The sequence below is a fragment of the Chryseobacterium sp. SORGH_AS_0447 genome, assembly GCF_030818695.1.
GTDB lineage: Bacteria > Bacteroidota > Bacteroidia > Flavobacteriales > Weeksellaceae > Chryseobacterium.
In genome coordinates this window covers 2,794,742-2,821,396 of sequence record NZ_JAUTAR010000001.1, presented here as the reverse complement: position 1 = coordinate 2,821,396, position 26,655 = coordinate 2,794,742, and the positions used below count along the sequence as shown (strand labels likewise).

20 protein-coding genes and 1 tRNA gene are annotated in these 26,655 nt (G+C 40.2%); 13 read left to right on the top strand and 8 right to left on the bottom strand.

Translation table 11 applies throughout. From position 1 onward, the window contains the following. Positions 1–19: 19 nt before the first annotated feature. The 4 genes from QE422_RS13045 to QE422_RS13030 all read left to right on the top strand — a co-directional run bounded on the left by QE422_RS13045 (position 20) and on the right by QE422_RS13030 (position 6,118). Positions 20–1,489, top strand: coding sequence for a glycoside hydrolase family 30 beta sandwich domain-containing protein (locus QE422_RS13045; protein ID WP_307459062.1), 1,470 nt, complete (start codon positions 20–22; stop codon positions 1,487–1,489). Between the two features lie 9 nt (positions 1,490–1,498). Further along, positions 1,499–3,721: a beta-glucosidase BglX gene (gene bglX / locus QE422_RS13040; protein WP_307459060.1), complete on the top strand. Its 2,223-nt coding sequence runs from the start codon at positions 1,499–1,501 to the stop codon at positions 3,719–3,721. A gap of 92 nt (positions 3,722–3,813) precedes the next feature. Next, positions 3,814–4,617, top strand: a complete 804-nt coding sequence (locus QE422_RS13035) for a glycoside hydrolase family 16 protein (RefSeq protein WP_307459058.1) — start codon at positions 3,814–3,816, stop codon at positions 4,615–4,617. Positions 4,618–4,678: 61 nt separating this feature from the next. Further along, positions 4,679–6,118: a glycoside hydrolase family 30 protein gene (locus tag QE422_RS13030; protein ID WP_307459057.1), complete on the top strand. Its 1,440-nt coding sequence runs from the start codon at positions 4,679–4,681 to the stop codon at positions 6,116–6,118. A gap of 327 nt (positions 6,119–6,445) precedes the next feature. On the opposite strand, the gene QE422_RS13025 is transcribed toward QE422_RS13030, so the two are convergent. The 3 genes from QE422_RS13025 to QE422_RS13015 all read right to left on the bottom strand — a co-directional run bounded on the left by QE422_RS13025 (position 6,446) and on the right by QE422_RS13015 (position 8,999). After that, positions 6,446–7,648 (bottom strand): IS256 family transposase, encoded by a 1,203-nt coding sequence (locus QE422_RS13025; protein ID WP_307458078.1) that lies wholly within the window; start codon positions 7,646–7,648, stop codon positions 6,446–6,448. A 120-nt stretch (positions 7,649–7,768) separates the two neighbouring features. Next, positions 7,769–8,578, bottom strand: coding sequence for an enoyl-ACP reductase (locus tag QE422_RS13020; protein ID WP_307459055.1), 810 nt, complete (start codon positions 8,576–8,578; stop codon positions 7,769–7,771). A 121-nt stretch (positions 8,579–8,699) separates the two neighbouring features. Next, positions 8,700–8,999, bottom strand: a complete 300-nt coding sequence (locus QE422_RS13015; protein WP_307459053.1) for a hypothetical protein — start codon at positions 8,997–8,999, stop codon at positions 8,700–8,702. 567 nt (positions 9,000–9,566) lie between these two features. Between QE422_RS13015 and QE422_RS13010 the strand changes: the two genes are divergently transcribed. Beyond that, positions 9,567–10,940 carry a hypothetical protein gene (locus tag QE422_RS13010; RefSeq protein ID WP_307459051.1) on the top strand — a complete coding sequence of 458 codons (1,374 nt, stop codon included), beginning with the start codon at positions 9,567–9,569 and terminating at the stop codon, positions 10,938–10,940. A 66-nt stretch (positions 10,941–11,006) separates the two neighbouring features. Further along, entirely contained in the window at positions 11,007–11,834 is an 828-nt protein-coding gene (locus QE422_RS13005) for a hypothetical protein (RefSeq protein WP_307459048.1), read from the top strand. Between the two features lie 96 nt (positions 11,835–11,930). Here the strand turns inward: QE422_RS13005 and QE422_RS13000 are convergent, their stop codons facing one another. Continuing rightward, a complete protein-coding gene (locus QE422_RS13000) occupies positions 11,931–12,785 on the bottom strand; it encodes a nucleoside phosphorylase (protein WP_307459045.1) in 855 nt (284 codons plus the stop codon). Positions 12,786–13,224: 439 nt separating this feature from the next. Beyond that, a complete protein-coding gene (locus QE422_RS12995; protein WP_307459043.1) occupies positions 13,225–13,548 on the bottom strand; it encodes a translation initiation factor in 324 nt (107 codons plus the stop codon). Between the two features lie 145 nt (positions 13,549–13,693). On the opposite strand from QE422_RS12995, the gene QE422_RS12990 reads away from it, so the two are divergent. Then, complete coding sequence (locus QE422_RS12990; protein WP_307459041.1) at positions 13,694–16,429, top strand: sodium-translocating pyrophosphatase; 2,736 nt, start codon at positions 13,694–13,696, stop codon at positions 16,427–16,429. A 341-nt stretch (positions 16,430–16,770) separates the two neighbouring features. Here QE422_RS12990 and QE422_RS12985 read toward each other — a convergent pair whose 3' ends face one another. Continuing rightward, the gene (locus QE422_RS12985) at positions 16,771–17,910 is read right to left on the bottom strand and encodes an aminotransferase class I/II-fold pyridoxal phosphate-dependent enzyme (protein WP_307459037.1); all 1,140 of its coding nucleotides are present in this window, start codon (positions 17,908–17,910) and stop codon (positions 16,771–16,773) included. An 88-nt stretch (positions 17,911–17,998) separates the two neighbouring features. On the opposite strand from QE422_RS12985, the gene QE422_RS12980 reads away from it, so the two are divergent. From QE422_RS12980 to QE422_RS12970, 3 genes are all read left to right on the top strand, one after another. Next, complete coding sequence (locus QE422_RS12980) at positions 17,999–19,045, top strand: M28 family metallopeptidase (RefSeq protein WP_307459035.1); 1,047 nt, start codon at positions 17,999–18,001, stop codon at positions 19,043–19,045. A 104-nt stretch (positions 19,046–19,149) separates the two neighbouring features. Further along, positions 19,150–19,512 carry a glyoxalase gene (locus QE422_RS12975; protein WP_307459034.1) on the top strand — a complete coding sequence of 121 codons (363 nt, stop codon included), beginning with the start codon at positions 19,150–19,152 and terminating at the stop codon, positions 19,510–19,512. A 40-nt stretch (positions 19,513–19,552) separates the two neighbouring features. Continuing rightward, positions 19,553–20,053 carry an endonuclease V gene (locus QE422_RS12970; RefSeq protein WP_307459031.1) on the top strand — a complete coding sequence of 167 codons (501 nt, stop codon included), beginning with the start codon at positions 19,553–19,555 and terminating at the stop codon, positions 20,051–20,053. A gap of 159 nt (positions 20,054–20,212) precedes the next feature. On the opposite strand, the gene QE422_RS12965 is transcribed toward QE422_RS12970, so the two are convergent. Further along, positions 20,213–20,572: a helix-turn-helix domain-containing protein gene (locus QE422_RS12965; protein ID WP_307459029.1), complete on the bottom strand. Its 360-nt coding sequence runs from the start codon at positions 20,570–20,572 to the stop codon at positions 20,213–20,215. Between the two features lie 238 nt (positions 20,573–20,810). Between QE422_RS12965 and QE422_RS12960 the strand changes: the two genes are divergently transcribed. Together QE422_RS12960 and QE422_RS12955 are read left to right on the top strand one after the other, a co-directional pair. Next, positions 20,811–21,731: a ClpXP adapter SpxH family protein gene (locus QE422_RS12960; protein WP_307459027.1), complete on the top strand. Its 921-nt coding sequence runs from the start codon at positions 20,811–20,813 to the stop codon at positions 21,729–21,731. Between the two features lie 457 nt (positions 21,732–22,188). Then, a tRNA-Arg gene (locus QE422_RS12955) sits at positions 22,189–22,260 on the top strand. 91 nt (positions 22,261–22,351) lie between these two features. On the opposite strand, the gene uvrA is transcribed toward QE422_RS12955, so the two are convergent. After that, positions 22,352–25,144, bottom strand: a complete 2,793-nt coding sequence (gene uvrA / locus QE422_RS12950; RefSeq protein WP_307459024.1) for an excinuclease ABC subunit UvrA — start codon at positions 25,142–25,144, stop codon at positions 22,352–22,354. 360 nt (positions 25,145–25,504) lie between these two features. On the opposite strand from uvrA, the gene QE422_RS12945 reads away from it, so the two are divergent. Next, positions 25,505–26,431: an IS1595 family transposase gene (locus QE422_RS12945; RefSeq protein ID WP_307459021.1), complete on the top strand. Its 927-nt coding sequence runs from the start codon at positions 25,505–25,507 to the stop codon at positions 26,429–26,431. The last annotated feature ends 224 nt before the right edge of the window (positions 26,432–26,655 follow it).

Sequence of the window (26,655 nt, the reverse complement as noted above, 5' to 3'; positions counted from 1 at the left end):
TTTCCAACAAACAATTGATATGAAATCACAACATTCATATAGTTTCGTACTTAGAAGTGCTGCACTCTGCGGTGTAGCGCTTCTTTCTTTTTTAAACTGCAGCAGTACGTCTTCGGATCTGGCCAATAACGGCGACAATTCGGGGAATGGTACCGGTGGGAATACAACCGGGGACCCTGTACAGATGTGGCTGACAAAAGGAGACCAGTCGGTGAAACTACAACAGCAGAATAATGCGTATTTTTCCGGAACTTCGGGTTCGGGAACAACGATTGAGATCGATCCGGCACAGGTTTTTCAAACCGTCGACGGCTTCGGCTATACCCTTACGGGAGGAAGTGTTCAGGTAATTAACCAGCTGAGTGCAGCCAAGAAACAGGAATTGCTGAACGATCTTTTCAGCAGCTCAGGCATTGGGATCAATTATTTAAGGATCAGTATAGGTGCTTCGGATCTGAACAGCGAAGTCTTTTCCTATGATGACATGCCTTCCGGGCAGACCGACCCTACGTTGGCCCAATTCAGCCTTACAAAAGATCAGGCGGTGATCCAGATGCTGAAAGACATCCTTTTGATCAACCCGAATATTAAGATCCTTGCCACCCCATGGTCACCTCCGGTTTGGATGAAAGACAATGGAAATACGATGGGCGGAAGCTTAAAACCTGAATATTATGGGACCTATGCCCAATATTTTGTGAAGTACATCCAGGCCATGCAGGCTCAGGGAATTAAGATTGATGCCATTACCCCTCAGAATGAACCTTTACATCCCGGGAATAACCCGAGTATGTATATGTCGGCGGGTGATCAGACGACTTTTATTAAAGCGAATTTAGGTCCGGCTTTTCAGGCGGCAAATATTAATACAAAGATCATTGCTTATGATCACAACTGCGACAATCCGGCCTATCCTCTGGCGGTATTAAATGATACGGGGGCTAATCCATATGTTGACGGGTCTGCCTTCCATTTGTATGCAGGAGATATTTCGGCTTTGGGGACGGTTCACAATTTATTTCCGAATAAAAATGTTTATTTTACGGAACAGTGGACAAGTTCTACCGGAAGTTTCTCCGGGGATTTGGATTGGCACGTAAAAAACATTATTATTGGGTCTATGAGAAACTGGAGCAAAACCGCATTGGAATGGAATGTAGCCAACGACGCTTCATTCGGCCCTCATACACCGGGCGGCTGTACACAGTGTAAAGGAGCCATTACCATCAATGGAAGCAGCAGCTATGACAAAAATGTAGCATATTATATTATTGCCCATGCGTCAAAATTTGTTCCGGTAAATTCTCAGAGGATTGCTTCGACGCAGGTGGATAACCTTTCAACGGTGGCCTTCAAAACTCCGGCAGGGAAAACGGTTCTTATTGTTCAGAACAGCAATTCTGCCGATAAAGCATTTAATATTAAATACGATCAGAAAACAGCTTCCGTAACGATTCCTGGCATTTCGACAGTGACTTATGTTTTTTAATATGAAATTATGAAAAGAGTTTGTTTCTTACTCGCATTTACAGCATTAGGGTTCCAGGCATTCGGACAGAAAACCATCGATCAGAAAGTTTCTGAGATTCTCTCGAAGATGACACTGGAAGAAAAAGTAGGCCAGCTTGTTCAGTACAGTGGTTTTGAATATGCTACCGGCCCTCAGAACTCCAATTCTGCAAATGTTTTGAATGAAATAAAGCAAGGCAAAGTAGGTTCGATGCTTAATGTTGCAGGAGCAGCGGAAACAAGAAAATTTCAGGAATTAGCCTTACGGTCAAGACTGAAAATTCCCTTGCTGTTCGGTCAGGATGTGATTCATGGCTACAGGACGACCTTTCCTGTGAATTTAGGACAGGCAGCCAGCTGGGATTTAAAATTAATTGAAAAATCAGAAAGGATCGCCGCCACTGAAGCTTCGGCTTATGGCATCCACTGGACCTTTGCACCGATGGTCGATATCGCAAGAGATCCGAGATGGGGCAGGGTAATGGAAGGTTCCGGAGAAGACACTTATCTGGGAACGCAGATTGGCCTGGCAAGGATCAGGGGATTTCAGGGAAGAGGTCTGGGAAGCGTTGATGCCATCATGGCGTGCGCAAAGCATTTTGCAGCGTATGGTGCAGCCGTTGGCGGTAGAGATTACAATTCCGTAGACATGAGTTTAAGACAATTAAACGAAACCTATCTTCCGCCTTTCAAGGCAGCTGCCCAGGCAGGTGTGGCCACTTTTATGAATTCTTTCAATGATATCAACGGAATTCCGGCGACGGCCAACCGGTATATCTTACGGGATTTATTAAAAGGGAAATGGAACTATCAGGGTTTTGTGGTTTCCGATTGGGGAAGCATTGGCGAAATGGTTCCTCACGGTTATGCCAAAGACAATAAAGAGGCTGCCGAAAAAGCCATCATTGCCGGAAGCGATATGGATATGGAAAGCCGGGCTTATATGGCTGAACTTCCAAAACTGGTTCAGGAAGGAAAAGTAGATCCGAAACTGATTGATGATGCCGCCAGAAGAATTTTAATTAAAAAATTCGAAATGGGACTGTTTGATGATCCATACCGGTTCAGCAGCGAGAAAAGACAGCAGGAACAGACCAATAATCAGGAAAACAGAAAATTCGGAAGGGAGTTTGGCTCAAAAAGTATTGTTTTAATTAAAAATCAAAAGAATATACTGCCACTTTCACGATCAGTGAAAACCGTAGCCCTTATCGGACCTTTTGGAAAAGAAACTTCTGCCAATCACGGATTTTGGTCGGTTGCCTTTAAAGATGACAGCCAAAGAATTGTAACCCAGTTCGACGGAATCAAAAATCAGCTGGATAAAAATTCCACCTTATTATATGCAAAAGGCTGCAATGTTGACGACCAGGACAGATCAATGTTTGCCGAAGCGCTGGAAACGGCAAAAAAAGCGGATGTTGTGATTATGACTTTGGGTGAAGGCCATGCGATGAGCGGCGAAGCCAAAAGCAGAAGCAACATTCATTTTTCAGGTGTTCAGGAAGAGCTTTTAAAAGAAATTGCCAAAACGGGCAAACCGATTGTACTGATGATCAATGCAGGAAGGCCCTTAGTTTTCGACTGGGCAGCAGATAATGTTCCGGCAATTCTTTACACATGGTGGCTGGGAACGGAAGCCGGAAATTCCATTGCGGATGTTCTTTTCGGAACGGTAAATCCGGGCGGAAAACTGCCGATGACATTTCCAAGAACCGAAGGCCAGATTCCGGTATATTATAACCACTACAACACCGGGAGACCGGCGAAGAACAATACCGACAGAAACTATGTTTCAGCGTACATCGATCTGGATAACGATCCGAAGTTCCCTTTTGGGTATGGATTGAGCTATACTCAGTTTAAATATTCGGATATGAATATAAGTGCGACAGATCTTAAAGGAAATCAGACTTTAAAAATCAGCGTAAATGTTTCCAATACCGGGAATTACGATGGGGAAGAGGTCGTGCAGCTGTACATCAGAGATTTGTTCGGAAAAGTGGTCAGGCCGGTAAAAGAACTGAAAGGATTTGAAAAAATTCTTATTAAAAAAGGCGAAACCAAAACCGTCACTTTTACAATAACACCGGAAAACCTCAAATTCTACGATGATCAGTTGAATTATGACTGGGAAGGCGGTGAATTTGATATAATGGTCGGAACCGATTCTCAGAACGTTCAGACAAAAAGGATCAATTGGTCGAAATAAATAAAATTTACTTCAAAAAGCGGGATAAAACCCGCTTTTGGCGGTAAAAAGCCTCAATTTTGCGCTTTGAATTTTAAACCTTGAATTTACTTATGAAACTTCAACCTGTTGCTCATTTGATTATCGGCGGAATACTTCTTTTTTCTGTCGCCGGCTGTGCTTCGAACAATCCTGTTTCAGGTAAAAAGCTGATCTGGAGCGATGAATTTAATGAAAGAGGATTACCTGATGCCACCAAATGGAATTATGATACCGGTGGCAGCGGTTTTGGAAATGAAGAAGCCCAGTTCTATACCAAAGACCGTCTGGAGAATGCCCGGGTCGAAAATGGAAAGCTGATTATTGAAGCCCGGAAAGAAACGCGGGAAAACAGGAAATATACCTCCGCCCGATTGTTAACCAAAGGAAAATTTTCTTTTCAGTACGGAACGGTTGAGGTGAGGGCTAAACTTCCGAAAGGACGCGGGACCTGGCCTGCCATTTGGATGATGAGCGAAGACATGAAAAAATGGCCGGACGACGGCGAGCTGGACATCATGGAGCATGTGGGCTATCACCAGGGCTACATTCATGCTTCGGTACACACCAAGAAATACAACCATATCATGCAGACGCAGAAAACCGATACCTTGTTTTTAAAGGATGTAAGTGAAAAATTTCATGTGTATAAAGCAGACTGGTCACCGGAAAAAATTGATGTCTATATCGATAACCAAAAGTTTTTTACGTACGAAAATAAAGAGAAATCTTATGGAGCCTGGCCTTTCGATAAGCCTTATTACCTCATCTTAAATCTGGCCATTGGCGGAATGTGGGGCGGAAAAGAAGGCATTGACGACAGCATTTTCCCGCAAAAATTTGAAATCGATTATGTAAGGGTTTATCAGAATAAATAACAACACGAAAGAACAGATCATCCACCGGGATGGTTAATAATAAAAAATTAGAAATGATATAATGAAGAGATTAGTTATAAGCTGCTTTGTCGTTGGAATGACGCTCAACGTTCAGGCACAGGATTATTGGAAAAAAAATACAGGAAAAACGGCAAAAGTAATTGTGACCAATTCCAAAGCCAATGAAAAAATGGCAGATAAAGGAATGGTAAAATTCGAGAGAATGGATCAGCCGAAAGAAACGGATGCATGCATCTTCGTAGACCCGGATTTCAAATACCAGAAACTCATCGGTATCGGCGGGGCTATTACCGATGCTTCTGCAGAAACTTTCTATAAGCTTCCGAAAAATAAGCAGAAAGAAATCATCGAAGCCTATTACGGAAAGAACGGACTGGGTTATACGGTGATCCGGACCAATATGAACTCGTGTGATTTTTCGAGTGATTCTTATACCTACGTTCAGGAAAACGATAAATCGCTAAAATCTTTTAACGTGGCCCACGACGAGAAGTACAAGATCCCGATGATCAAAGAAGCGCAGAAGTCCATCGGGAAAGATTTTACGTTTTATTTTTCACCGTGGAGCCCACCGGCATGGATGAAGTCCAACAAAAGTATGCTGAAAGGCGGAAGGCTGGAAAATGATTTTTACCAGACCTGGGCCGATTATTATATCAAATTTATTAAAGAATACGAAAAAAGAGGCATCAATGTCTGGGGATTAACCGTTCAGAATGAGCCGATGGCCACACAAACCTGGGAATCCTGCATTTATACAGCTCAGGAAGAAGGGGATTTCCTGAAAAATAATTTAGGCCCAACACTTTGGAAAAACGGATTTAAAGATAAAAAAGTAATGATCTGGGATCACAACCGTGACCTGATCTACCAAAGAGCCACTACGACTTTATGCGATCCCGAAACATCAAAATATGCCGCAGGAATCGGCTATCACTGGTACGAAACCTGGAACAACAAAACCCAGCTTTTTGATAACCTGTCGGAAACCCAGCGTGCTTTCCCGGATAAATTCCTGGCTTTTACCGAAGGCTGTAAAGAACAGTTCGATCTGTCTAAAATTTACGACGTCAAACTGGGTGAGCTGTACGGAAGAAATATGCTGAACGACTTTAATAAAGGAACGGCTTTATGGACGGATTGGAACGTTCTTCTTGACGAAACCGGTGGCCCGAATCACGTTGGGAATTTCTGTTTTGCTCCTATCATAGCCGATACGAAAACCGGGGAAGTTCATTATACCTATGAATATTACTATGTCGGCCATGTTTCCAAATACATCAAGCCAAATGCCGTAAGAATCGGAAGCTCATCGAACAGGGTGGCTTTAACCTCCACAACATTCATGAATCAGAACGGCCAGTTGGTAACCGTGATTATGAACGATTCGGATAACGATATCGATACCAACCTCTGGATCGAAGGAATGGCTGCAAAACTGAATGCGCCGGCCCATTCTATACAGACAGTAATTTTATAAAAGCTACTTCATATTAACATTATTTTTTAAGAATCGGCAGAAACAATGTTTCTGCCGATTTTTTTATGGTTGAATTGACTGGAAGGAAAGCTGGAAATTGTTAATAGATAAAATGAAGTAGGAAATAAACCTTCGAAGAAGTGTACTGTCTCTTTGCAATTCCATTACAATTTACCGTACAACAAATTTTAAGGTCTTCAGAAGTATTTTATATTTACAAAATACAAAGCCGGAACAATTTGTCCCGGCTTAATTTATAAGTAATGGATTTACTGTTTATGACACTCTCCCATAAAGTGTGTAAGTTAAAAAGTCAGGGCTTAGATTTTATAATCTGAGCCTTTCTTCAAAAATAAGCATAAATTGGTTTAGAACAATCCCCCAATTCTGGATTGGCATCGACCATTTTTTTGTGGCTTCTTTTAAAGCAAGGTAAACAGATTTCAAGACTGCATCATCCGTAGGGAAAGACATTTTGTTTTTGGTGTATTTTCGGATTTTACCGTTTAGATTCTCGATTAAATTGGTTGTATAAATGATTTTACGAATCTCTAAAGGAAATTCAAAAAATACGGTCAGTTCATCCCAATTATCCTTCCAGGATTTGATGGCATAGGAATATTTGGATTCCCATTTTTCTGCAAAATCATTTAAAGCGGCTTCAGCGGCTTGTTTTGTTGGAGCGGTGTAAATATGCTTCATATCGGCAGAGAATTCTTTTCTGTCCTTCCAAACCACATATTTGCAGGCATTTCTGATCTGATGAACCACACAGATCTGGGTTTGAGATTCAGGAAAAACGGAACGGATGGTCTGGGTAAATCCGTTTAAGTTATCGGTAGCAGTAATCAGAATATCTTCCACGCCACGGGCTTTGAGTTCTGTGAGAACCCCCATCCAGAAGCTCGAACTTTCATTCTTACCGAGCCACATTCCCAGCACTTCTTTTTTCCCTTCACGATTCAATCCTACTGCCAAATAGATGGTCTTGTTGATCACTTTAGAGTTCTCACGAACCTTGAATACGATTCCGTCCATCCAGACAATCAAATACAAATCTTCTAAGGGGCGGTTTTGCCAGCTCACCACTTCAGAGGCAACGGCATTGGTAATTCTGGAAATGGCAGAGGAAGATATTTCAAAATCGTACAGTTCTTTGACCTGTTCTTCGATATCGCTCACACTCATGCCTTTGGCGTAGAATGAGATAATGATATTCTCCAAACCTTCGATGATGTTGTGCCTTTTTGGTACCAAAGCAGGCTCGAAACTTCCAGCTCTGTCTCTGGGAACTTTGATTTCACTCTCTCCAAAAGATGATTTTATTTTCTTGGTTCCATGTCCGTTGCGATAGTTCCCTTCTTTGGTTTTTTCATGTTTTTCATTATCCAGATGAGCATCAAGCTCTGCTTCCAGCATGTGTTCAACGGCACGTTTGTGCATCTGTTTGAAGAAAGAGGTTAAATCTTCTCCATTTTTAAAGGACTTGTAGAAATCCTTATTGTTTAATAATTCTTCTTTGTCGATCATAACTATATAGGTTAAAAATAATAAAAAGTTATTTCCGAAAATTATTTTTGAGCTTTAGAGGGCTCAAAAATTTTTCAGAATAACTTTTTAACTTACACAGTTAGTGAGACACTACCCTGTTTATTCAGCATCATATTTACGAATCACTTTCTCTGTAACTCCTGAGCTGCTGAAACCTCCGTCGTGGAAAAGATTCTGCATGGTTACTTTTTTCGTAAGGTCTGAAAATAAAGTAACACAGTAGTCCGCACACTCAAGAGCCGTTGCATTCCCCAGCGGAGACATATCTTCAGCGTAGCCAAGGAAATTTCCAAAACCTTTCACTCCGCTTCCTGCTGTTGTAGGCGTAGGAGACTGGGAAACCGTATTTACACGTACTTTTCTTTCACCCCAATAGCCCCCGAAAGTTCTGGCGATGCTTTCCAGATAAGCTTTGTTATCGGACATATCATTATAATCAGGGAATGTTCTCTGCGCTGCAATATATGATAAAGCCAGGATGCTTCCCCATTCGTTCATACAGTCTTTCTCGTAAGCTACCCTCATTACTTTGTGGAAAGAAACCGCTGAGATATCCCAGCCTTTTTCCAACCAGTCGTAATTCATTTCCGTATAGTGTTTCCCTTTTCTCACGTTCACAGACATTCCGATGGAGTGAAGGATAAAATCAATTTTACCGAATTTGGCAACTGCGGCATCAAAAAGCTTTTCCAGATCTTCAAGAGAAGTTGCATCTGCCCCGATTACTTCAGAACCTGTTTTTTCTGCTAAGCCGTTAAGTTCTCCCATTCTCAGAGCGATAGGAGCGTTGGACAAGATAAATTCAGCACCTTCTTCATGACATCTTTCTGCAACTTTCCATGCGATCGATTGTTCATTAAGGGCTCCAAAAATAATTCCCTTTTTGCCTTTAAGTAAACCGTATGACATAATTTTTTAATGTTTATTAAGTTACAAATGTAGCAATAATTTGTGTTTAGAGCATAATAAAAAACGGAGCCTTCTATAAAAGACTCCGTTTTTCTTGAAAATATTTATATGACTGAAATTTTTAGTTGGTTTTCTTGTTCCATTCTGCTTTTACATCTTCTGCTGCATCTTTGGTTTTTTCCCAGGCATCATTGGCTTTGTCTTTGATGTTATCCCAAGTATCGGAAGCATTGTTTTTTACCCTGTCCAACCAGTCTTCATGGGTTGCTTCCTCGTCATTTGATCTTTTTTCGTTGATATAATCTTTTGCTCTGTCAGAAAGTTCTTCAACTTTCCATTTTGCATTGTCTGCAGCATTTTTTAGAGAATTTTCGGTGTTGTCTACTGCATTTTCTGCTTTGTTGTATTCTGAATTGTTCATAATGTTGATATTTTGTTTGTGTTGTACTGTATCAAACAATAACTATTCCTAAAATTTCGTGGTATTGTTAAAATTTTCATAAAGTTCAAATCTGCATTTTTATTACATCTATAACAATACAACAATCAGTTGTTATAAAGTGGATAAATGCATTAAATAATTCTAATTAAAAGTTTAATCAGATAATGATTTATGGATATAAATTTTATTGATATAAATAATTATGATTAAATATTAATTACATATGGTACTTAAAATAAGAATTTGCAAAAACAGCAAATAATAAATTATTGTAATTTTAAATTTAATTATATTTAAATAAAAAGATATTTTATTGCAAATAATTTAATTTGTTAATGTCTGAAAATCGTCGTTTTATTGTCTTAAAATGAGGTTTTGTTATAGAATTAATTCTATATAAATCACGTATAAAATACTGTAAAACAGTATTTTTTAAATCCATTTGTGTGTTTATTTTATATTGGTATTGAATTTGCAACAAAATTAGTTTTTTATTGAAAAATTGTTATATTTGCAGTCGAAAACTATAACCATAAAAATACGATTATGTATACACCATCTAGATCACAGATCGCCGTGACGATCTCATTGTTTTTTAACTTTAATTTTCTATTTTCTCAGGTAGGTATAGGAACTACTGCTCCTGATCCTTCTTCAATCTTGGATATTAGATCCGCAAACAAAGGAATTCTTCTGCCAAGTGTTTCGGTAACTTCGCTTACTGATAATGTAACAGTTGCTTCGCCGGCAGACGGTTTAATTATCTGGAATAACGGGCTGGGTGGCCTTACAGATACCGGACTGTATTACTGGAGCAATCAGAAATGGAATAAAATTTCTATTGCAGGCGCCGCAAATACCATTAGTTCAGGAAATTCCGGAGCTTCGTGGAATAATTCTGCAACCAATGGCGGGAACAATGCCGGAGCAGGTACCAATCTATCATTAGGGACAAATACTTATGATGATCTTATTTTCAAGGTAAACTCAGTAAAATCGGGGAGATTGGGAACTGATAATTCGATAAGTCTCGGGTTGGGAGCCAATGCGGGGCAGAACGGTATTGCCATCGGGATTTCCGGTTCTGCCTATCAGGGTGTTTCCATAGGAAATGAAGCGTCAGTAACAGCCAACGACGGTCTTGCAGTTGGAAACAAGGCTACGGCTGGAGCGTATAAGTCTAATGCCATTGGGTACAATGCGAAAACCAATAAAAACGAATCGACTGCTATTGGTAACAACTCTCTGGCTGATGGATTTCAGTCTACCGCTATCGGCTACAATGCAAAGACGACAGCCAATGAATCATCTGCCTTGGGAAACAATTCTGAAGCAGCAGGATTTCAGTCTGTCGCGCTGGGATACAGTTCAAAAACGAATTCCAACAGTGAAACTGCAGTAGGATATTATGCAGCGACGAACGGACAGAACTCAACAGCTTTAGGATCCGGAGCATCTGCCACCGGCCAGAATTCTACCGCAATAGGATTTAACGCTTCAACCTCACAGTACAATGCGATTGTTTTAGGTGACAGCAATGCCAATGTGGGGATCGGAACCTCTACACCGAACACCACAGCTAAACTGGATGTAGGAGGACAATATAAATTAGGAAATAAGGGAACGGTTCATAAAAATCAGATCAGCTTCGAAGTATGGCCGGCAGTTTCCATTAACAATCTACCGGCAGGCAAATCTACCACACTGAGTATGTATATTCCATCAGCCATTGTTCCGGCATCAACAAAAGCGACTATTACCGTAACACCGGCAGCAGATTTTCCGGGAAATACCACATTCTCGATTTCAAATGCACGAATGACCTCAACATCTATTGTAACCCTTAATCTTACTAATATTTCTTCAAATCCAGAAAGTTTGTACTCGGCGCATTTTTATGTTACAATTACTGAATTTTAAATGATTTTGCAGCATATTTAGATTTTATTATATATTTGCGCGAATTTTTTGCTAAAAATAAAATCTATGAAAACTAAATTTATTCTTGTCCTGTTTTGCTTCACTTTTGTGAAATTTTTCTCTCAGCCTTATTTTGGAAAGCACAATACTAAAGATTTACCGAAAGTTGACTTTACGCTAACCGATGGTTCTACCGTAACGGGCTTTCTCGTGGGTTACACTTATCCGAACGGTACCTATCCGAGTTTTTTTAATAAGGATGATATCTACAATTTTATTTACAAAAAGACAAAAACTTCGGACGATGAAAAGTTTGGTGCAAATGAAGTAAAATCTGTAAAAATATATGATGATCAGGATGATGTGCAAAGCTTAATAGAAAGGCTTGACATGAAATATATAGATAAGAATGGAGAAGTAAATGACAAAAAGAAAAGGTCTTTTGAACCCTTGCTTTATGACGGAAAAATAAAGATATACGGTTCTAATTTAAAAGTTTGTACTGCAACAACTTGTAATTATGTGTATTCTAAACTGTACATAAGGAATGCAAAAGATGATTTTGCCGTTATGCCGGTTGACTATGACAAACTGGGACTTTTTGCAGGTTCGCTATATGATAAGATGGCAGAAGCATTTAAATATGCAGGCAGAGATTGCCCTGAATTCCAAAAATACATGACTTCCCTTGAAGTAAAATTTGAAGACAAAGCTTTTAAAAAAGAATTGAATGCAAAATTTAAGGAGATCAGAAAAAAGGCTTATGACGAGGGCAAAAGCCGGAAGCTGGGATATAACGGAACTCAGGATTTATTAGGGGCTTATATGCTTGAGGCTTATCTGGAATTCTATGGCGGAATCATCAGGGAATATGAAAAAAATTGTGCCTATTAAAGAAAAGGCCGTCCAAAATTTTTTGGACGACCTTTTTTATTTCTTAAGTCTTTTGAAAGCAGCTGTTAAAACCGCGCTTACGATTATAAATAGGATTTATTTAATAATCCGCTCCAACACCCATTCAATCAAATTCTTTTCAGAAGCATGATGGTCGGCAGAAAATTCCCCGCGTCTTCTGTTGGCAATTACATTGTTTACTGTAATTGCTTTGTGTCCGAGCATTTTGGATAAGGCATAAATAGCCGAAGTTTCCATTTCAAAATTGGTCACCCCTAAATCATTTAGCGTTTCCAAAAACTGGTCGTCAACTGCTTTTAAACGGAGTTGTCTGCCCTGTGGTGCATAAAAACCCGGGAAAGTTGCCGTGTTTCCATGATATTTGGCATCTGCATACAGTGCTCCCAATTCTTCTGACCATTCGGAAAAATACAGCATTGGTTTAATCTTAGCATACGGGAAGCGGTCTGAAAAATTTTTTGAGAATTCGTTTTCAAATGCATAGTCCTGGTAAAAATGCATCAGGCCGTCCAGTCCTACAACATTTTGGGTAACCAGCATATGGTCTACCTGAACGTCAGGATTCACACTTCCGCACGTTCCCATCCGGAATAGCTGCAGCGCCGTATGTTCTGTCTTAAATTCTTTATTTTGAAGATCGATATTTACCAAGGCATCCAGCTCATTCATGACGATATCGATATTCTCCGTACCGATTCCCGTTGACATTACGGTGATTCTTTCACCGCGCAAAGTTCCGGTATGCGTATAAAATTCCCTTTTATTTTTTCTGATTTCTACCGTATCGAAATATTTCGAAACCTTGGCTACCCGGTCAGGATCTCCTACAAGAATGATCTTCCCGGCAATATCTTCCGGTAAAAGGTTCAGGTGATAAACACTTCCGTCTTCGTTCAGCACCAGTTCTGAAGCTGCAAGTTTATTGAGCATAATCTTTTTATAGTTTAAAATGAAAATTGTGATGTACTAAAATCTCTCCCAAAGATCCTGCCTCATTATTCAAAAAAAAGCCTGTACAGAATAGGCCGTTTTTAGTAATGAATGTGATTTCGGGGTTTAAAATTAGTAAAAAATACAATAAGGTATATCCGTTAAAGAAGATTTAAACCTAAACGCGCTTTAATACAAGCATAAACCTAGGTTAGCACCTTACAACAGTACCAATTTATGTATCTGTAAGCCTACTCAGAATTTTAAGTTAAGAAGAAACTGATTTGATGCTAAATAATAGCAGATATACCGCAGAAGATAACGGCAAAATATTAATTATGCAAATACGGAGATAGAAAGACAACGATTAAAAATTAAATTCGTTGCCTAAAAGCCAATTTATTTTAAGCTATGGGCTACAAGCGTAATACATTTAAAATTATCCGCCGACCCTCTTTGTTTTAAATCCCATTTCTTTAAGGATTTCCATAATCTTATCACGGTTATCGCCCTGAATGATAATGGTACCGTCCTTTTCGGAGCCGCCGATCCCTAATGTGGTTTTTATTTTCTTCGAGATTTTTTTTAGTTCTTCTTCGTTTCCTTCCCAGCCTTCAACAATGGTTACAGGCTTTCCGTTTCTTCCTTTCTTTTCAAACTTGCACACCAAAGGTTCTTTCTGCTTGAATTGTTCTTTGGGCATTTCAAAATCCTGCTCTTCGTGATCAGGAAAAAGGTTTTTCAATTGGTCTCTTAAATCCATACGGCAAAATTAATAATTATTTGGAGGAAAGAAAAGGGTAAATTTTTAATTCAGGTGCTTACTTCTAATTCTTGTAAATATTTTAATGAATTGATAACAATAAAATGATTATATTTAGTAATCTATACCAAAAAAATATTAAACTATGGATCTATTTGTATTAGTACCAATTTTTGGGGTGATTGCATTAGTGTATACTTACCTCCAGAGCAATTGGGTCAATAAGCAGGATGCCGGAAATGAAAAAATGAAACTTATCAGCGGACATATCGCTGACGGTGCAATGGCTTTTCTAAAAGCTGAGTACAGGATTTTAACTTATTTTGTCGTGATTGTCGCCATTCTTCTGGCGGTAATGGGCATGAGCAATGCCAATTCCCACTGGACCATCGGGATTGCCTTTATCTTCGGTGCCGTGTTTTCTGCATCGGCTGGTTTTATCGGGATGAAGATCGCAACCAAAGCCAATGTGCGGACCGCCCAGGCAGCAAAAACTTCACTTTCAAAAGCGCTGAAAGTTTCTTTTACGGGAGGTTCCGTTATGGGAATGGGCGTTGCGGGATTAGCCGTTTTAGGATTGGGAGCGCTGTTTTTAATTATTAAACAGATTTTCGCACCCAATTCTCCGGTAGATTCCCATGAAATGGAAAGAACCATTGAAATTTTGACAGGATTTTCTTTGGGAGCTGAATCCATCGCGCTTTTCGCAAGAGTAGGCGGGGGAATTTATACAAAAGCTGCCGATGTCGGTGCCGATTTGGTAGGAAAAGTAGAAGCCGGAATCCCGGAGGACGATCCGAGAAACCCGGCGACGATTGCGGATAATGTAGGTGATAACGTGGGCGACGTTGCCGGGATGGGAGCGGATTTGTTCGGCTCTTATGTGGCCACGGTGCTCGCGACCATGGTTTTGGGAAGAGAAACAATTTCTGAAGATTCTTTCGGCGGTTTTGCACCCATCCTTTTACCGATGCTTATTGCCGGGACAGGGATTATTTTCTCGATCGTCGGGACTTTGTTTGTAAGGATTAATGATAACGAAGATTCTTCTACTTCCAGTGTACAGAACGCTCTGAATCTCGGGAACTGGGGCAGCATCGTTATTACTGCCATCGCTTCTTACTTCCTGGTAACCTATATTCTGCCGGATAAAATGGTATTGAGAGGACACGAATTTTCCAAAATGGGCGTCTTCGGAGCCATCATGGTAGGGCTTGTAGTCGGAACTTTAATGAGTATTATTACAGAATATTATACCGCGATGGGAAAAAGGCCGGTTTCCAGCATTGTCAGACAATCCTCGACCGGACATGCGACCAACATCATCGGCGGGCTTTCCGTAGGAATGGAATCTACTTTACTGCCGATCATTGTATTGGCCGGCGGAATTTACGGTTCCTATCTCTGCGCCGGATTGTATGGCGTTGCGATTGCCGCGGCAGGAATGATGGCAACAACCGCCATGCAGCTTGCTATTGATGCCTTCGGACCGATTGCTGATAACGCAGGCGGAATTGCCGAAATGTGCGAATTGCCGAAAGAAGTCCGTGAAAAAACAGATATTCTGGATGCGGTAGGAAATACAACAGCTGCCACAGGTAAAGGATTTGCCATTGCTTCCGCTGCATTGACGGCTTTGGCTTTATTTGCTGCCTTCGTAGGAATTGCAGGTATCGACGGCATCGATATTTACCGGGCTGATGTTCTGGCCGGACTGTTTGTCGGCGGAATGATTCCTTTTATTTTCTCTTCTTTAGCCATTACAGCAGTCGGACAGGCAGCAATGGCGATGGTGGAAGAAGTTAGAAGACAGTTCCGGGAAATTCCGGGGATTCTCGAAGGAAAGGCACAGCCGGAATATGAAAAGTGCGTGGCTATTTCTACCGATGCATCCATCAGAAAAATGATGCTGCCGGGAGCCATTGCAATTATTTCCCCGTTGCTGATCGGATTTATCTTCGGACCCGAAGTATTAGGCGGATTTTTAGCAGGAGCCACGGTAAGCGGAGTACTGATGGGAATGTTCCAGAATAACGCCGGCGGAGCCTGGGACAATGCAAAAAAATCTTTTGAAAAAGGAGTAAGTATCAACGGGCAGATGTATTACAAAGGATCTGACCCTCATAAAGCTTCCGTAACAGGAGATACCGTTGGAGATCCTTTCAAAGATACTTCAGGCCCTTCCATGAATATCCTTATCAAATTGATGTCAATTGTATCGTTGGTTATTGCACCTACTTTAGCGGTTATGCACAAAGATAAAATTGAAGCCAACAGAAAAGCAAAACTGGAAGCATTAATGGGAACCACCGGTACAACCATTGTTAATCCTGCTGCCAATACTACGGCCGGAGCAATTGTAGCACCTGAAGTGAAAGGATATCTTAATGAAAACGGAGATTTTGTATATGATACGGGAGCTATAAAAGAAATAGAGCTTAAAGATGGTAAAAGAATAAAAATAGGTGAGAGCAGCCAGATTTATCAGCTGTATAATGCCGTTAAAAATAAAGATCAGGGCGTTCTGGATCCCAACAAATGGTATACTATTGAAAATCTTTATTTTGAAACCGGATCGAGCGATTTAAGACCGGGTTCCGATGCACAGCTGCTGAATCTCGTAGAACTTTTAAACGCCTATCCGACAATGAAAATAAAACTGGGAGGCTATACCGATAACAGCGGAAACGAAGAAAGCAACCAGAAGCTGTCCAACCTCAGGGCACAGACGGCAAAGCTTAAATTACTGGAGCTTGGTGTAGGCGGTGACAGGGTAGAAGCGGAGGGCTATGGATCCCAGCATCCGGTATGTGAAGCCAACGATACCGAAGAGTGTATGGCGAAAAACAGGAGGATTGATGTAAGAGTATTATCGCTATAATCTAAATTAAAAATATAATTAAAAGCACTGTCTTAGGCAGTGCTTTTTTTATTAATAATTTCAGTAGAAAATTTTATTACAAAGGAAATTAGTATTAAATCTTAGTGAACAAGTAAAAGTCAACTGATATTTTACTAAGCTGCCTTTTATAATTTTATTTCAACTCTCAGCAAGCAGCGATCAGTTAAAATGAAATACGGAGATGAGCAGTATATGTTGCTGTCATTTGCTGAATGAAATGCCTTTGCGACTGAAAAATCTGTCATAAGAATATAACCATTCTTTGCGTCGACAGCGTTAAAAATTTTTCCTAGATTACTCCTTTTGCGAATTAAATAAAATCAAAGCACCTTTCTCAAATGCTCTAGCGCATTAATAATCAGCTCGTCATTTTTTGCAAAGCTGAAGCGGATGTAATCGGAATCCTGTTTTGAATTGTAAAATGCAGACAGCGGCAGGCAGGAAACCTTCTTTTCTACGGTCAGCCACTTTGAAAATTCCACGTCAGTCATCGTTTTGGAGACCGATCTGAAATTTGCGATCTGAAAAACAGCTCCTTCAGCTTTCTTCTCAACAATCAGTGGTGTCTGATTGATTAATTCGTAGAAAAGATCACGTTTTCCCTGCATAAAAAGCTGATTGGCGGAAGGGTCAAAAACTTCAAGATATTTGGCGATGGCATGTTGGCAAGGCGCACTGGCACCGTAAGAAATATACTGCTGATGGCACCGGAATTTTGCCGTCAGGTCTTCCGAAGCAAGAAGATAGCCAACCTTCCAGCCTGTAGAATGAAACATTTTCCCGAAAGAAAAAATGCCGAATGTTCTTTTTCTCAGTTCCGGATGAAGAAATGCACTGTAATGTTCCAGTCCGTCAAAACAGTAAGTATCATAGATCTCTTCGGAAATAAGATAAATTTCCCGGTCTTTAATTAAGGAATATAGCTGTTGCCAATCGTCCGGTGACCAGATTTTTCCGGTAGGATTTTGAGGGGAGTTAACGATGACCGCTTTTGTTTTTTCGGAAATACAGTTCTGAAGCTTTTCCCAATTTACCGAGAAGTCGTTTTCAAGATCGTAATAGACCGGAACACCGCCATTCATGAAAACCGAAGGTCCGTAGGTATAATAGGACGGCTGGATGATCACCACTTCATCTCCCTGATTCAAAATACATTTGAGGGAAGTGTATAGAGCAAAGGTGGCACAAGGAACGATCGTTACTTCATTTTCGATCAGGCGGATGCTGTGCTTCCTATTGATATTAAAGGTGATGACGTTTTGAACCAGCAGCGGATTTCCCGCAAGCGGTTCATAATTATGATTGTTAAGATCTGCCGCTTCTTTCAGGTATTCCCGCATACGGTTGTCGATGTCGAAATCCGGTAATCCCAGGGACAGGTCGAAACTGTTGTTCTTAACAGCCAGCTCAGACATTTCGGTAAAAAAAGAGTAATGATTGAATCCGTAAATATTCTCCATACTTTTTGCATTTAATCCAAATATATGAAAAATACCATTCCGCCGGAGATTAAATAAATTTTGTTATTTTTAGGCAAATTATTCATCAATGAGAAAATTAATCATTCCATTATTTTCAATCGCTCTGCTGGTAAGCTGCGGTGCTTCAAAAACCGTTTCCGGCTCTGGAACTTCACCGTCTTCTTCTGTCGTAAAAGCAGATAAGGCCTTTCTCTCTGCTTATAAAGAAATTAAGGCAGAAGATCTGAAGAAAAACTTATATGTAATTGCTTCGGATGAGATGGAAGGAAGAGATACGGGAAGCCCGGGACAGAAAAAAGCGGGAGAATATATGGTGAACTATTATAAAAGCCTGGGAATTTCTTATCCCAAGGCTCTGGGATCTTATTACCAGAAAGTCCCGGCAGCTTTTATGAAACAAAGGGGAGGCGGAAACCTTCCCGATTCTGAAAATATCCTGGCTTTCATCGAAGGTTCTGAAAAACCGGAAGAAATTGTGGTTATTTCCGGACACTATGATCATGTCGGAACAAGAAACGGGGTGGTTTACAATGGTGCGGACGACGACGGAAGCGGAACGGTGGCTGTAATGGAAATTGCAAAAGCTTTCCAGGCTGCTAAAAAAGCAGGAAACGGTCCGAAGAGATCCATTCTTTTCCTGCATGTGACAGGCGAAGAGCATGGACTGTTCGGTTCTGAATTTTATACGGATAACCCGATATTTCCGCTTGCCAATACGGTTGTCGATTTAAATATCGATATGATCGGGCGTGACGATCCGGAAAACAGAGGGAAGCAGTACGTGTATGTTATCGGTTCCGAAATGCTGAGCTCCCAGCTGAAAGTCATCAACGAGGCAGCAAATAAAATGACAAATAATCTGGAGCTGAACTATAAATACGACGACCCGAACGATACGGAAAGACTGTATTACCGCTCAGACCACTATAATTTTGCGAAGAACAACGTGCCGGTAGCATTTTTCTTCGACGGAATTCATGAAGATTATCACAAGCCGACCGATGACGTAGAGAAAATCGACTATAATCTGTTGGCGAAAAGAACCCAGCTGGTTTTTGCGACCGCCTGGCAACTGGCAAACCGGCCGGAGAGAATCGTGGTTGACAAAAAATAATTAGTACAGTATAAAACATAAGGCAAATTTGCTGATGGCAGTTTGCCTTTCTTTTAAATATTCAATTTACTTACTCACAAAATGTAATAGGCGTAAAATACATTATGAAACAAAATGTAAAATCAATCCGGCCTTTCATTGGTTCGGAAAATTTTGAAGTCAGCAGAAGCTTTTACCGGGATCTCGGTTTTGAAGAAGTGGTGATCGATCCGAAAATGTCATTGTTCAGATGGGATGATATTGGATTCTATCTTCAGGATGGTTATGTAAAAGACTGGATCGACAATACCATGGTTTTTATCGAAGTCGAGAATACGGATGCATTCTTTGAGGAACTTTCATCATTGAACCTTACGGAAAAATACCAATCGGCAAAAGTAAGCCCGGTACAAACCCTGCCTTGGGGAAAAGAATGTTTTGTGCATGATCCGAGCGGCGTCTTGTGGCATTTTGGTGAGTTTTTTTAGATTAATTTAATTCCATAAAACAATCAGCTATTCTTTTCAGATGATCTACGCTTTTGATACTTATTATTACGACGATTATGCCAATACCGTCTGTCTTGCTTTCCAGGACTGGGATTCTGCGCAGGAAACGGAAATTTTCAGTGAAAAAACTGCCATAACTTCGGATTATGAAAGTGGTGCTTTTTATAAAAGAGAACTGCCCTGTATAGTCAGCCTTTTAAATAAAATCAATCTCCAGCCGTGTGATGTGATTATCGTCGACGGTTATGTAACGCTTGATGAAAACGGTAAACATGGGCTGGGTGGTTATCTTTATGAAGCTTTAGATCAGAAATTTCCTGTGGTCGGCATTGCCAAAAACGGATTCAACAGCAATGATCCGGAAAGAAGAATGGTTTTTCGGGGTGAAAGCAAAACGCCACTTTTTCTGACGGCAAAAGGTATTGATGTTGATGCAGTACAAACCGAAATTGAAGGAATGCATGGCAGTTTCAGAATACCTACACTGCTGAAAAAACTGGATCAGCTAACGAGAAGCTAAAATCCGGGCTTGAAAATTTCTTCAATAGGTGATAAATATCATCTCTATATTATTTTTATTGATTCTAAATAAACATAAATTTGTTTCAATAAAAAAACACAACAATCATATCCATATCAATTTTTGTTTTTTCGGACCGGCAGCTTTATTGCCGGTTTTTTATTTTTGATAGAGGGATTTTCTGTATTCAATGCCCCATTTTGCAATTTCATCGATAATGGGCTCAATGGTCTTGCCGTATTCCGTGACTTCATATTCTACCGTTACAGGCTTTGTATCCAGTACCGTACGTTTGATCAGGTGATTGATTTCCATATCCTGAAGTTCTTTGGAAAGCATTTTGGCTGCAATACCATCGATTTCTCTCATTAGATCCATAAAACGCATTTTTCCGCCCTGCATCAAAGTTCCGAGAATATGGAATTTCCATTTCCCCGATAAGATTTCCATTGAATCCTTAATGGCGTTCATCCTGTTCTTGCATACTGAAGAAGTATTAAAGCTGGCTTCTTTTTTCATTGCTGATTTATTTAATGGAGTAAAGATAATAAATTTCGGTTAGTTGGTTTCATAGAGGAAACCGGTTTCCAAAAGGAAAGCCGTTACCGTCATGTAGTGATTAAACATTAGTTTTGTGATATAGTAAGAAGGACATCAAATCTTAACATAGTAAATGCTGAATTGCAAAATATTAACATTCTTGTTCCTTACAGCCGCACTCAGCAGCTGTAATGGACAGAGTGATAAAAGTAAGAAAATGGAAAGTAAATCAACAAATCCGCTATTATGCGATCCTGCTACAGGAATTTGTGAAGTTCCCGGAGAAAAAATGGAGATTGGGAACATCAATGTAAAGGCTAATGAAAAACCTGTAAAAGTTATCTATTTCACAGATCCGATCTGTTCTTCATGCTGGGGAATCGAGCCGCAGCTGAGAAAGCTGAAGCTTGAATACGGAAACCATGTAGATATAGAATACAGAATGGGCGGGCTTCTTCCGGATTGGAGCTACAACAGCGGAGGGATCAGTAAACCTTCTGATGTGGCGCATCATTGGGATGAGGTAAGTTTATACTACGATATGCCGATTGACGGAGACGTGTGGCTTCAGGATCCTTTGGATTCTTCCTATCCGCCGTCGATTGCCTTTAAAGCTGCACAACTGCAGGACAAAACCAAGGCGGTCGAATTCATGAGGGAACTTCGTGAAATGGTGTTTCTAAAGAAAAAGAACATTGCAAAGTGGGAGCATATCGCAGCAGCAGCGAAAAAGACGGGACTTGATACCGATCAGCTGAAAAAAGACTTTGACGGAAAAGGAAAAGAACTTTTCCAGGAAGATCTGAAACTGGCAAGAGAAATGGGAGTAAGAGGTTTCCCGACGATGTTTTTTACCAATGATGCAGGAAGTAAAGAGATTGTATACGGATCTAAGCCGTATGCCTTTTATGAAACAGCCATTTTAAAAGTAAATTCGGATACCCAAAAATCTGAGTATTCTAAAAACTGGGAAAGCCTATTTGCTAAGTACAGTTCACTAACGGCAAAAGAGTATTCCGAACTATCCGGGACACCAAGAAGGGAGAGCGAGCAGCTGCTTAATGATCTTTCTGCTAAGGGTAGCCTTGAAAAGCTTACCACCAAGAACGGTTCAATCTGGACCCTGAAATCGAATTAATTTCATTAATATTTAGCAAATTTTTTTCCGGAAGTTCGTAAGAATTTCCGGTTTTTTTGGGACTTAAACTTAGTATAACGGGTAAAAAAAACTTTCTAATCTTATTGATGGTCTTTCATAGAAGTGCAATAGAGCATTTATCAGAGTAAAATAAATCAAAAAATAATAGTTGATGATGTAAATGTTAAACATTAAATTTTAACATTCCGTTCATTGTTTGGCATAGAATTTATTCCTACATTTACTAAGAAATACAACTGAAGTGGAACCAAATTTTGCTTTTTTCAACTTTGAAATCGCAATTAAATTTATAAAAATTTAAGCACAGCATCGTCGGCTGTGCTTTTTTATTGTTGTCTAATTAAAAAAATGAGATGTTTTTATCTACTGAATCCGCTCCTAAAGAGCGGATTCTTTTATTTTAACCATAAAAAATACTATCTTTGAAAAACCAGCAGGTCCCATAGTTCAACGGATAGAATAGAAGTTTCCTAAACTTTAGATCCAAGTTCGATTCTTGGTGGGACTACTAGACAGAAAGGTTCTTATTTATAAAGAGTTACACTTTTTTTAAGAACAGTCAGAAGAAAAAAGAGAGCCATACAGCTCTCTTTTTTGGTTTAATTTTCAAGTTTTTCCTTGATGTACTTTGCCGTATGGGATTTTTTGTCCTTGGCCAGTTGTTCCGGTGTTCCGGTAAAGACCACTTCACCGCCGTGTTTTCCGGCTTCCGGTCCGATATCGATAATGTAATCTGCCGATTTGATAATATCCGGCTGATGCTCGATCACGATTACAGAATGTCCCAGATCGATCAAAGCCTGCAGGGACTTCAGCAATTTCTGAATATCGTGGAAATGAAGCCCGGTAGACGGCTCATCAAAAATAAACAGCGTCTTGTCCGTTGTTACGCCTTTCACCAGGAAGGAGGCGAGCTTTACACGCTGTGCTTCACCACCGGACAGGGTAGATGAACTCTGCCCAAGCTGTAAATATCCTAAACCGACATCCTGTAGAGGTCTCAGCTTGGTAACGATCTTATCTTCTTTATTATCACTGAAAAATTCCAGCGCTTCATCCACGGTCATGTGAAGAATATCCGAAATGTTTTTTTCGTCATATTTTACCTCCAGGATTTCGTTTTTAAAACGGGTTCCTTTACACACTTCGCATTCCAGCTCAATATCTGCCATAAACTGCATGGAAACGTTAATTACGCCTTCGCCTTTACATTCATCACATCTTCCGCCGTCTACGTTGAAAGAGAAATGTTTCGGTTTATAGCCCATCATCTTTGCCATTTTCTGCTTGGCGAACAGATCCCTGATGTCATCATACGCTTTCAGGTACGTTACCGGATTCGAGCGCGATGATTTCCCGATCGGATTCTGGTCGATCAGCTCAATATTTTTAATCAGCTTGGCCGGAAAGTCGACAGAATCGTAATCGCCTTTTTTACCGCCCATGCCCAACTGAATCTGGATGTCATTGGTCAGGATTTCTTTCATCAAAGTAGACTTTCCGCTTCCTGAAATTCCGGAAATCACCGCCAGGCTTTCCAGAGGAATATCTACATCCACGTTTTTTAAGTTATTCTGACGAGCCCCCTTTATTTTAATCCACTCTTTCGGTTTTCTGCGTTTTTTCGGAACTTCGATCTCCAGCCTTCCGGTAAGGTATTTTGAGGTTAAGGTGTCTGCATTTTTCAGTTCTTTGTAATCACCGGCAAATACAAGCTCTCCGCCCAAATACCCGGCTTCCGGCCCGATATCGATGATATAATCTGCGGCTTTCATTACATCTTCATCATGTTCCACCACAATCACAGTATTACCAAGATCACGAAGGTTATGCAATACTTCAATTAAATTTTCGGTATCTCTGGAATGAAGGCCGATCGATGGCTCATCCAGGATATAAATAGATCCCACCAGGGAACTTCCTAAGCTTGTCGCCAGGTTGATCCGCTGACTTTCACCACCCGAAAGGGTATTGGAAGTCCTGTTCAATGTTAAATAGCCTAACCCGACTTTTAATAAAAATTCCAGACGTGTTGTAATTTCGTACAACAGCCTTTTAGCTATTTCCTGATCATGCTCGGATAATTTTAATTCCTGGATCAATGGAAAAAGCTCATCCAGCGGCAGCTCAATCATCGACTGGATATTATATCCGTCGATTTTTACCCAGCTGGTTTCTTCACGCAGCCTCAGGCCTTCACAGGTGGGGCAGAGCGTTTTTCCGCGGTAACGCGAAAGCATCACCCGATACTGGATCTTGTATAAGTTTTCCTCCAGCATCCTGAAGAAATTATCGATGGAAGGGAAAGTGCTTTTCCCGTCTCCCTTCCAGAGGTATTTTTTCTGTTCTTTGGTTAATTGATGGTACGGCTTATGAATCGGGAAGTCCTTTGCTTTTTTAATGAAATCCTTTTTCCATTCGCTCATGCTTTCCCCTCTCCAGGATGCCACCGCATCTTCGAAAATCGATAAGGTTTTGTTCGGGATCACCAGGTCTTCATCAATTCCGATTACCTTTCCGTATCCTTCGCAGGTCGGGCAGGCCCCGTATGGATTGTTAAAGCTGAAAAAGTGAACGTTCGGCTCCAGAAATTCGATGCCGTCAAGTTCAAATTTGTTGGAAAATTCTTTGGTTTTTCCAGTATCCATATTCTTTAACGAACAATACCCCCGGCCTTCGTAAAAAGCCATCTGGATGGAATCTGCCAGACGCTGAAGGAAACTCTCGTCTTCTTCATACGCAAAACGGTCGATTACCAGATTGATTTCCATTCCTTTTTCGGGGGTGAAGCCGAAACTTTCCAGGTCTTCGATTCCGGCCACATTACCGTTGATCTCAAGCCTTGTAAAACCTGCAAGCTTGAGTACATTGAGGTTCTCTCCGAAATTGGCAGCGTCATAATCATAAGGAGCTGTCAGTAGAAATGAGGTTTCTTTTTTGGAAGACTTGATAAAATCCACCACATCCGAAACGGAATCTTTTTTTACTTCCTCTCCCGAAACCGGGGAAAATGTTTTCCCGATCCTGGCGAAAAGAAGTTTCATGTAGTCGTAAATCTCCGTAGAAGTTCCTACTGTAGACCGCGGGTTGGACGAAATTACTTTCTGCTGAATGGCGATCGAAGGGGCTAGCCCTTTGATATCATCCACTTTCGGTTTTTCCAGCTTTCCTAAAAACTGCCGGGCGTACGAGCTTAAACTTTCTACGTATCTTCTCTGTCCTTCCGCATAAATCGTGTCAAAGGCCAGTGAAGATTTTCCGCTTCCGGAAACTCCAGTAATGACGATCAGCTTGTTTTTGGGGATGAGAACATCAATGTGTTTCAGATTATTAAGATGTGCATTCTTAACGAAAATCTGTTTTTTAATATCTATATCTGTATTAGTAGCCATAGTAAAATTAAGACTAACAAAATTACGAATTTTTGACGGAAGTTCAGGTATATGTTTTGGCAAGTATTTACAAATCTACACTAGATAAAAACGTATTTTGAAATGAGATCCGCCTCCGATTTTTCTACGTGCTGTTTTTAATTCAATCGATACTTTAGAAACCCCCCAAAGTACGGCTGTATGGTAATTATTTACATTTCTACACTATTTGAAATAATACTTTTTATCAATAAGTTTTGAAATAAATATAGCTACGTTATCGCTAAATCACGATTTTTAGAAAAATATAGAAACTTTAACTAAAATTTAATAATATGATGGAAAACTATACGTTCAAATAATTGCTAATATTGCAATACCATGATTAACACAAATTTCAAGTCTGTACTGGAATTAATCCACACTTTCTCTTCTGAGCAAGTATGTATCGACTACTTAGAGCAAATGAGATGGGGCGGTGCTGTTGAGAGCCCGTTCGATCCGGAATCGAAAATATATAAATGCAGTAACAACCGTTACAGGTGCAAGAATACCGGTAAATATTTCAATGTGAAAACCGGTACTATGTTTGAAAATACCAAGATCAGCCTTCAGAAATGGTTTCTGGCCATCTGGCTGCTCACCTGCGGCAAAAAGGGGATAAGTTCCGTCCAGCTTGCAAAAGATATCGGCGTTACCCAGAAGACCGCATGGTTTTTATCCCACCGCATCCGTGAATGTTTCGGAATTGAAAACAATAATGAGCTTGAAGGTGATATCGAATGTGACGAAACTTTTATCGGCGGTAAAAATAAAAACAGACACGCAGCAAAAAAAGTAAAATATTCCGGAGGACGTAATTTCCCGGATAAAGTGCCGGTAATGGGTATGTTGCAGCGCGGTGGTAAAATGAACGCCTATGTTATCGAAAATACCGGTAAAAGTAATATTCAGCCTCTAATCCATAGGTACGTGTCGTCAAAAAACACACGGGTAATCAGCGATGAATGGGGCGGGTACAAAGGACTGGATAAATCCTATTACCATGTTGTGGTTGACCATTCTAAAAAAGAGTACGTCAATGCCAAAGACAAGACGATACATACCAATAGCATTGAGGGCTGCTGGAAAATACTTAAAAATTCTATTTACGGCATCTACAATTCTGTTTCCAGAAAACATCTTCAAAAATATGTGAACGAATTTCTGTACAGGTTCAATCTGAGAAGTACTCCGGATCATAGCAGGTTCATTTATGTGCTTAAGAAAAGTAAGGTGAGAACAAAATACAAAAGTCTCATTCTATAAAGCTAACCCGTATAGCCGGCAATTTCGGGAAGTAACATCATACATCAGAGAATGTTATCCTTTTTTGTGGTATCTAATGCCTGATGGATAATATAAGAATATGATTCTGTATTCATAGATTTGTTACTGGAAATTGTCTTATTTTATGACCGGTTATTTTTATGAATTTAAAAATCTGAAAAAGAAATAATTATTTCTTTCGGTTTAGCATAAATATGACTACT

Bases quoted from the DNA above. Each gene is read 5' to 3' on its own strand.
- QE422_RS13045 (WP_307459062.1), top strand. From the start codon at position 20: ATGAAATCACAACATTCATATAGTTTCGTACTTAGAAGTGCTGCACTC.
- bglX (WP_307459060.1), top strand. From the start codon at position 1,499: ATGAAAAGAGTTTGTTTCTTACTCGCATTTACAGCATTAGGGTTCCAG.
- QE422_RS13035 (WP_307459058.1), top strand. From the start codon at position 3,814: ATGAAACTTCAACCTGTTGCTCATTTGATTATCGGCGGAATACTTCTT.
- QE422_RS13030 (WP_307459057.1), top strand. From the start codon at position 4,679: ATGAAGAGATTAGTTATAAGCTGCTTTGTCGTTGGAATGACGCTCAAC.
- QE422_RS13025 (WP_307458078.1), bottom strand. From the start codon at position 7,648: ATGATCGACAAAGAAGAATTATTAAACAATAAGGATTTCTACAAGTCC.
- QE422_RS13020 (WP_307459055.1), bottom strand. From the start codon at position 8,578: ATGTCATACGGTTTACTTAAAGGCAAAAAGGGAATTATTTTTGGAGCC.
- QE422_RS13015 (WP_307459053.1), bottom strand. From the start codon at position 8,999: ATGAACAATTCAGAATACAACAAAGCAGAAAATGCAGTAGACAACACC.
- QE422_RS13010 (WP_307459051.1), top strand. From the start codon at position 9,567: ATGTATACACCATCTAGATCACAGATCGCCGTGACGATCTCATTGTTT.
- QE422_RS13005 (WP_307459048.1), top strand. From the start codon at position 11,007: ATGAAAACTAAATTTATTCTTGTCCTGTTTTGCTTCACTTTTGTGAAA.
- QE422_RS13000 (WP_307459045.1), bottom strand. From the start codon at position 12,785: ATGCTCAATAAACTTGCAGCTTCAGAACTGGTGCTGAACGAAGACGGA.
- QE422_RS12995 (WP_307459043.1), bottom strand. From the start codon at position 13,548: ATGGATTTAAGAGACCAATTGAAAAACCTTTTTCCTGATCACGAAGAG.
- QE422_RS12990 (WP_307459041.1), top strand. From the start codon at position 13,694: ATGGATCTATTTGTATTAGTACCAATTTTTGGGGTGATTGCATTAGTG.
- QE422_RS12985 (WP_307459037.1), bottom strand. From the start codon at position 17,910: ATGGAGAATATTTACGGATTCAATCATTACTCTTTTTTTACCGAAATG.
- QE422_RS12980 (WP_307459035.1), top strand. From the start codon at position 17,999: ATGAGAAAATTAATCATTCCATTATTTTCAATCGCTCTGCTGGTAAGC.
- QE422_RS12975 (WP_307459034.1), top strand. From the start codon at position 19,150: ATGAAACAAAATGTAAAATCAATCCGGCCTTTCATTGGTTCGGAAAAT.
- QE422_RS12970 (WP_307459031.1), top strand. From the start codon at position 19,553: ATGATCTACGCTTTTGATACTTATTATTACGACGATTATGCCAATACC.
- QE422_RS12965 (WP_307459029.1), bottom strand. From the start codon at position 20,572: ATGAAAAAAGAAGCCAGCTTTAATACTTCTTCAGTATGCAAGAACAGG.
- QE422_RS12960 (WP_307459027.1), top strand. From the start codon at position 20,811: ATGGAAAGTAAATCAACAAATCCGCTATTATGCGATCCTGCTACAGGA.
- uvrA (WP_307459024.1), bottom strand. From the start codon at position 25,144: ATGGCTACTAATACAGATATAGATATTAAAAAACAGATTTTCGTTAAG.
- QE422_RS12945 (WP_307459021.1), top strand. From the start codon at position 25,505: ATGATTAACACAAATTTCAAGTCTGTACTGGAATTAATCCACACTTTC.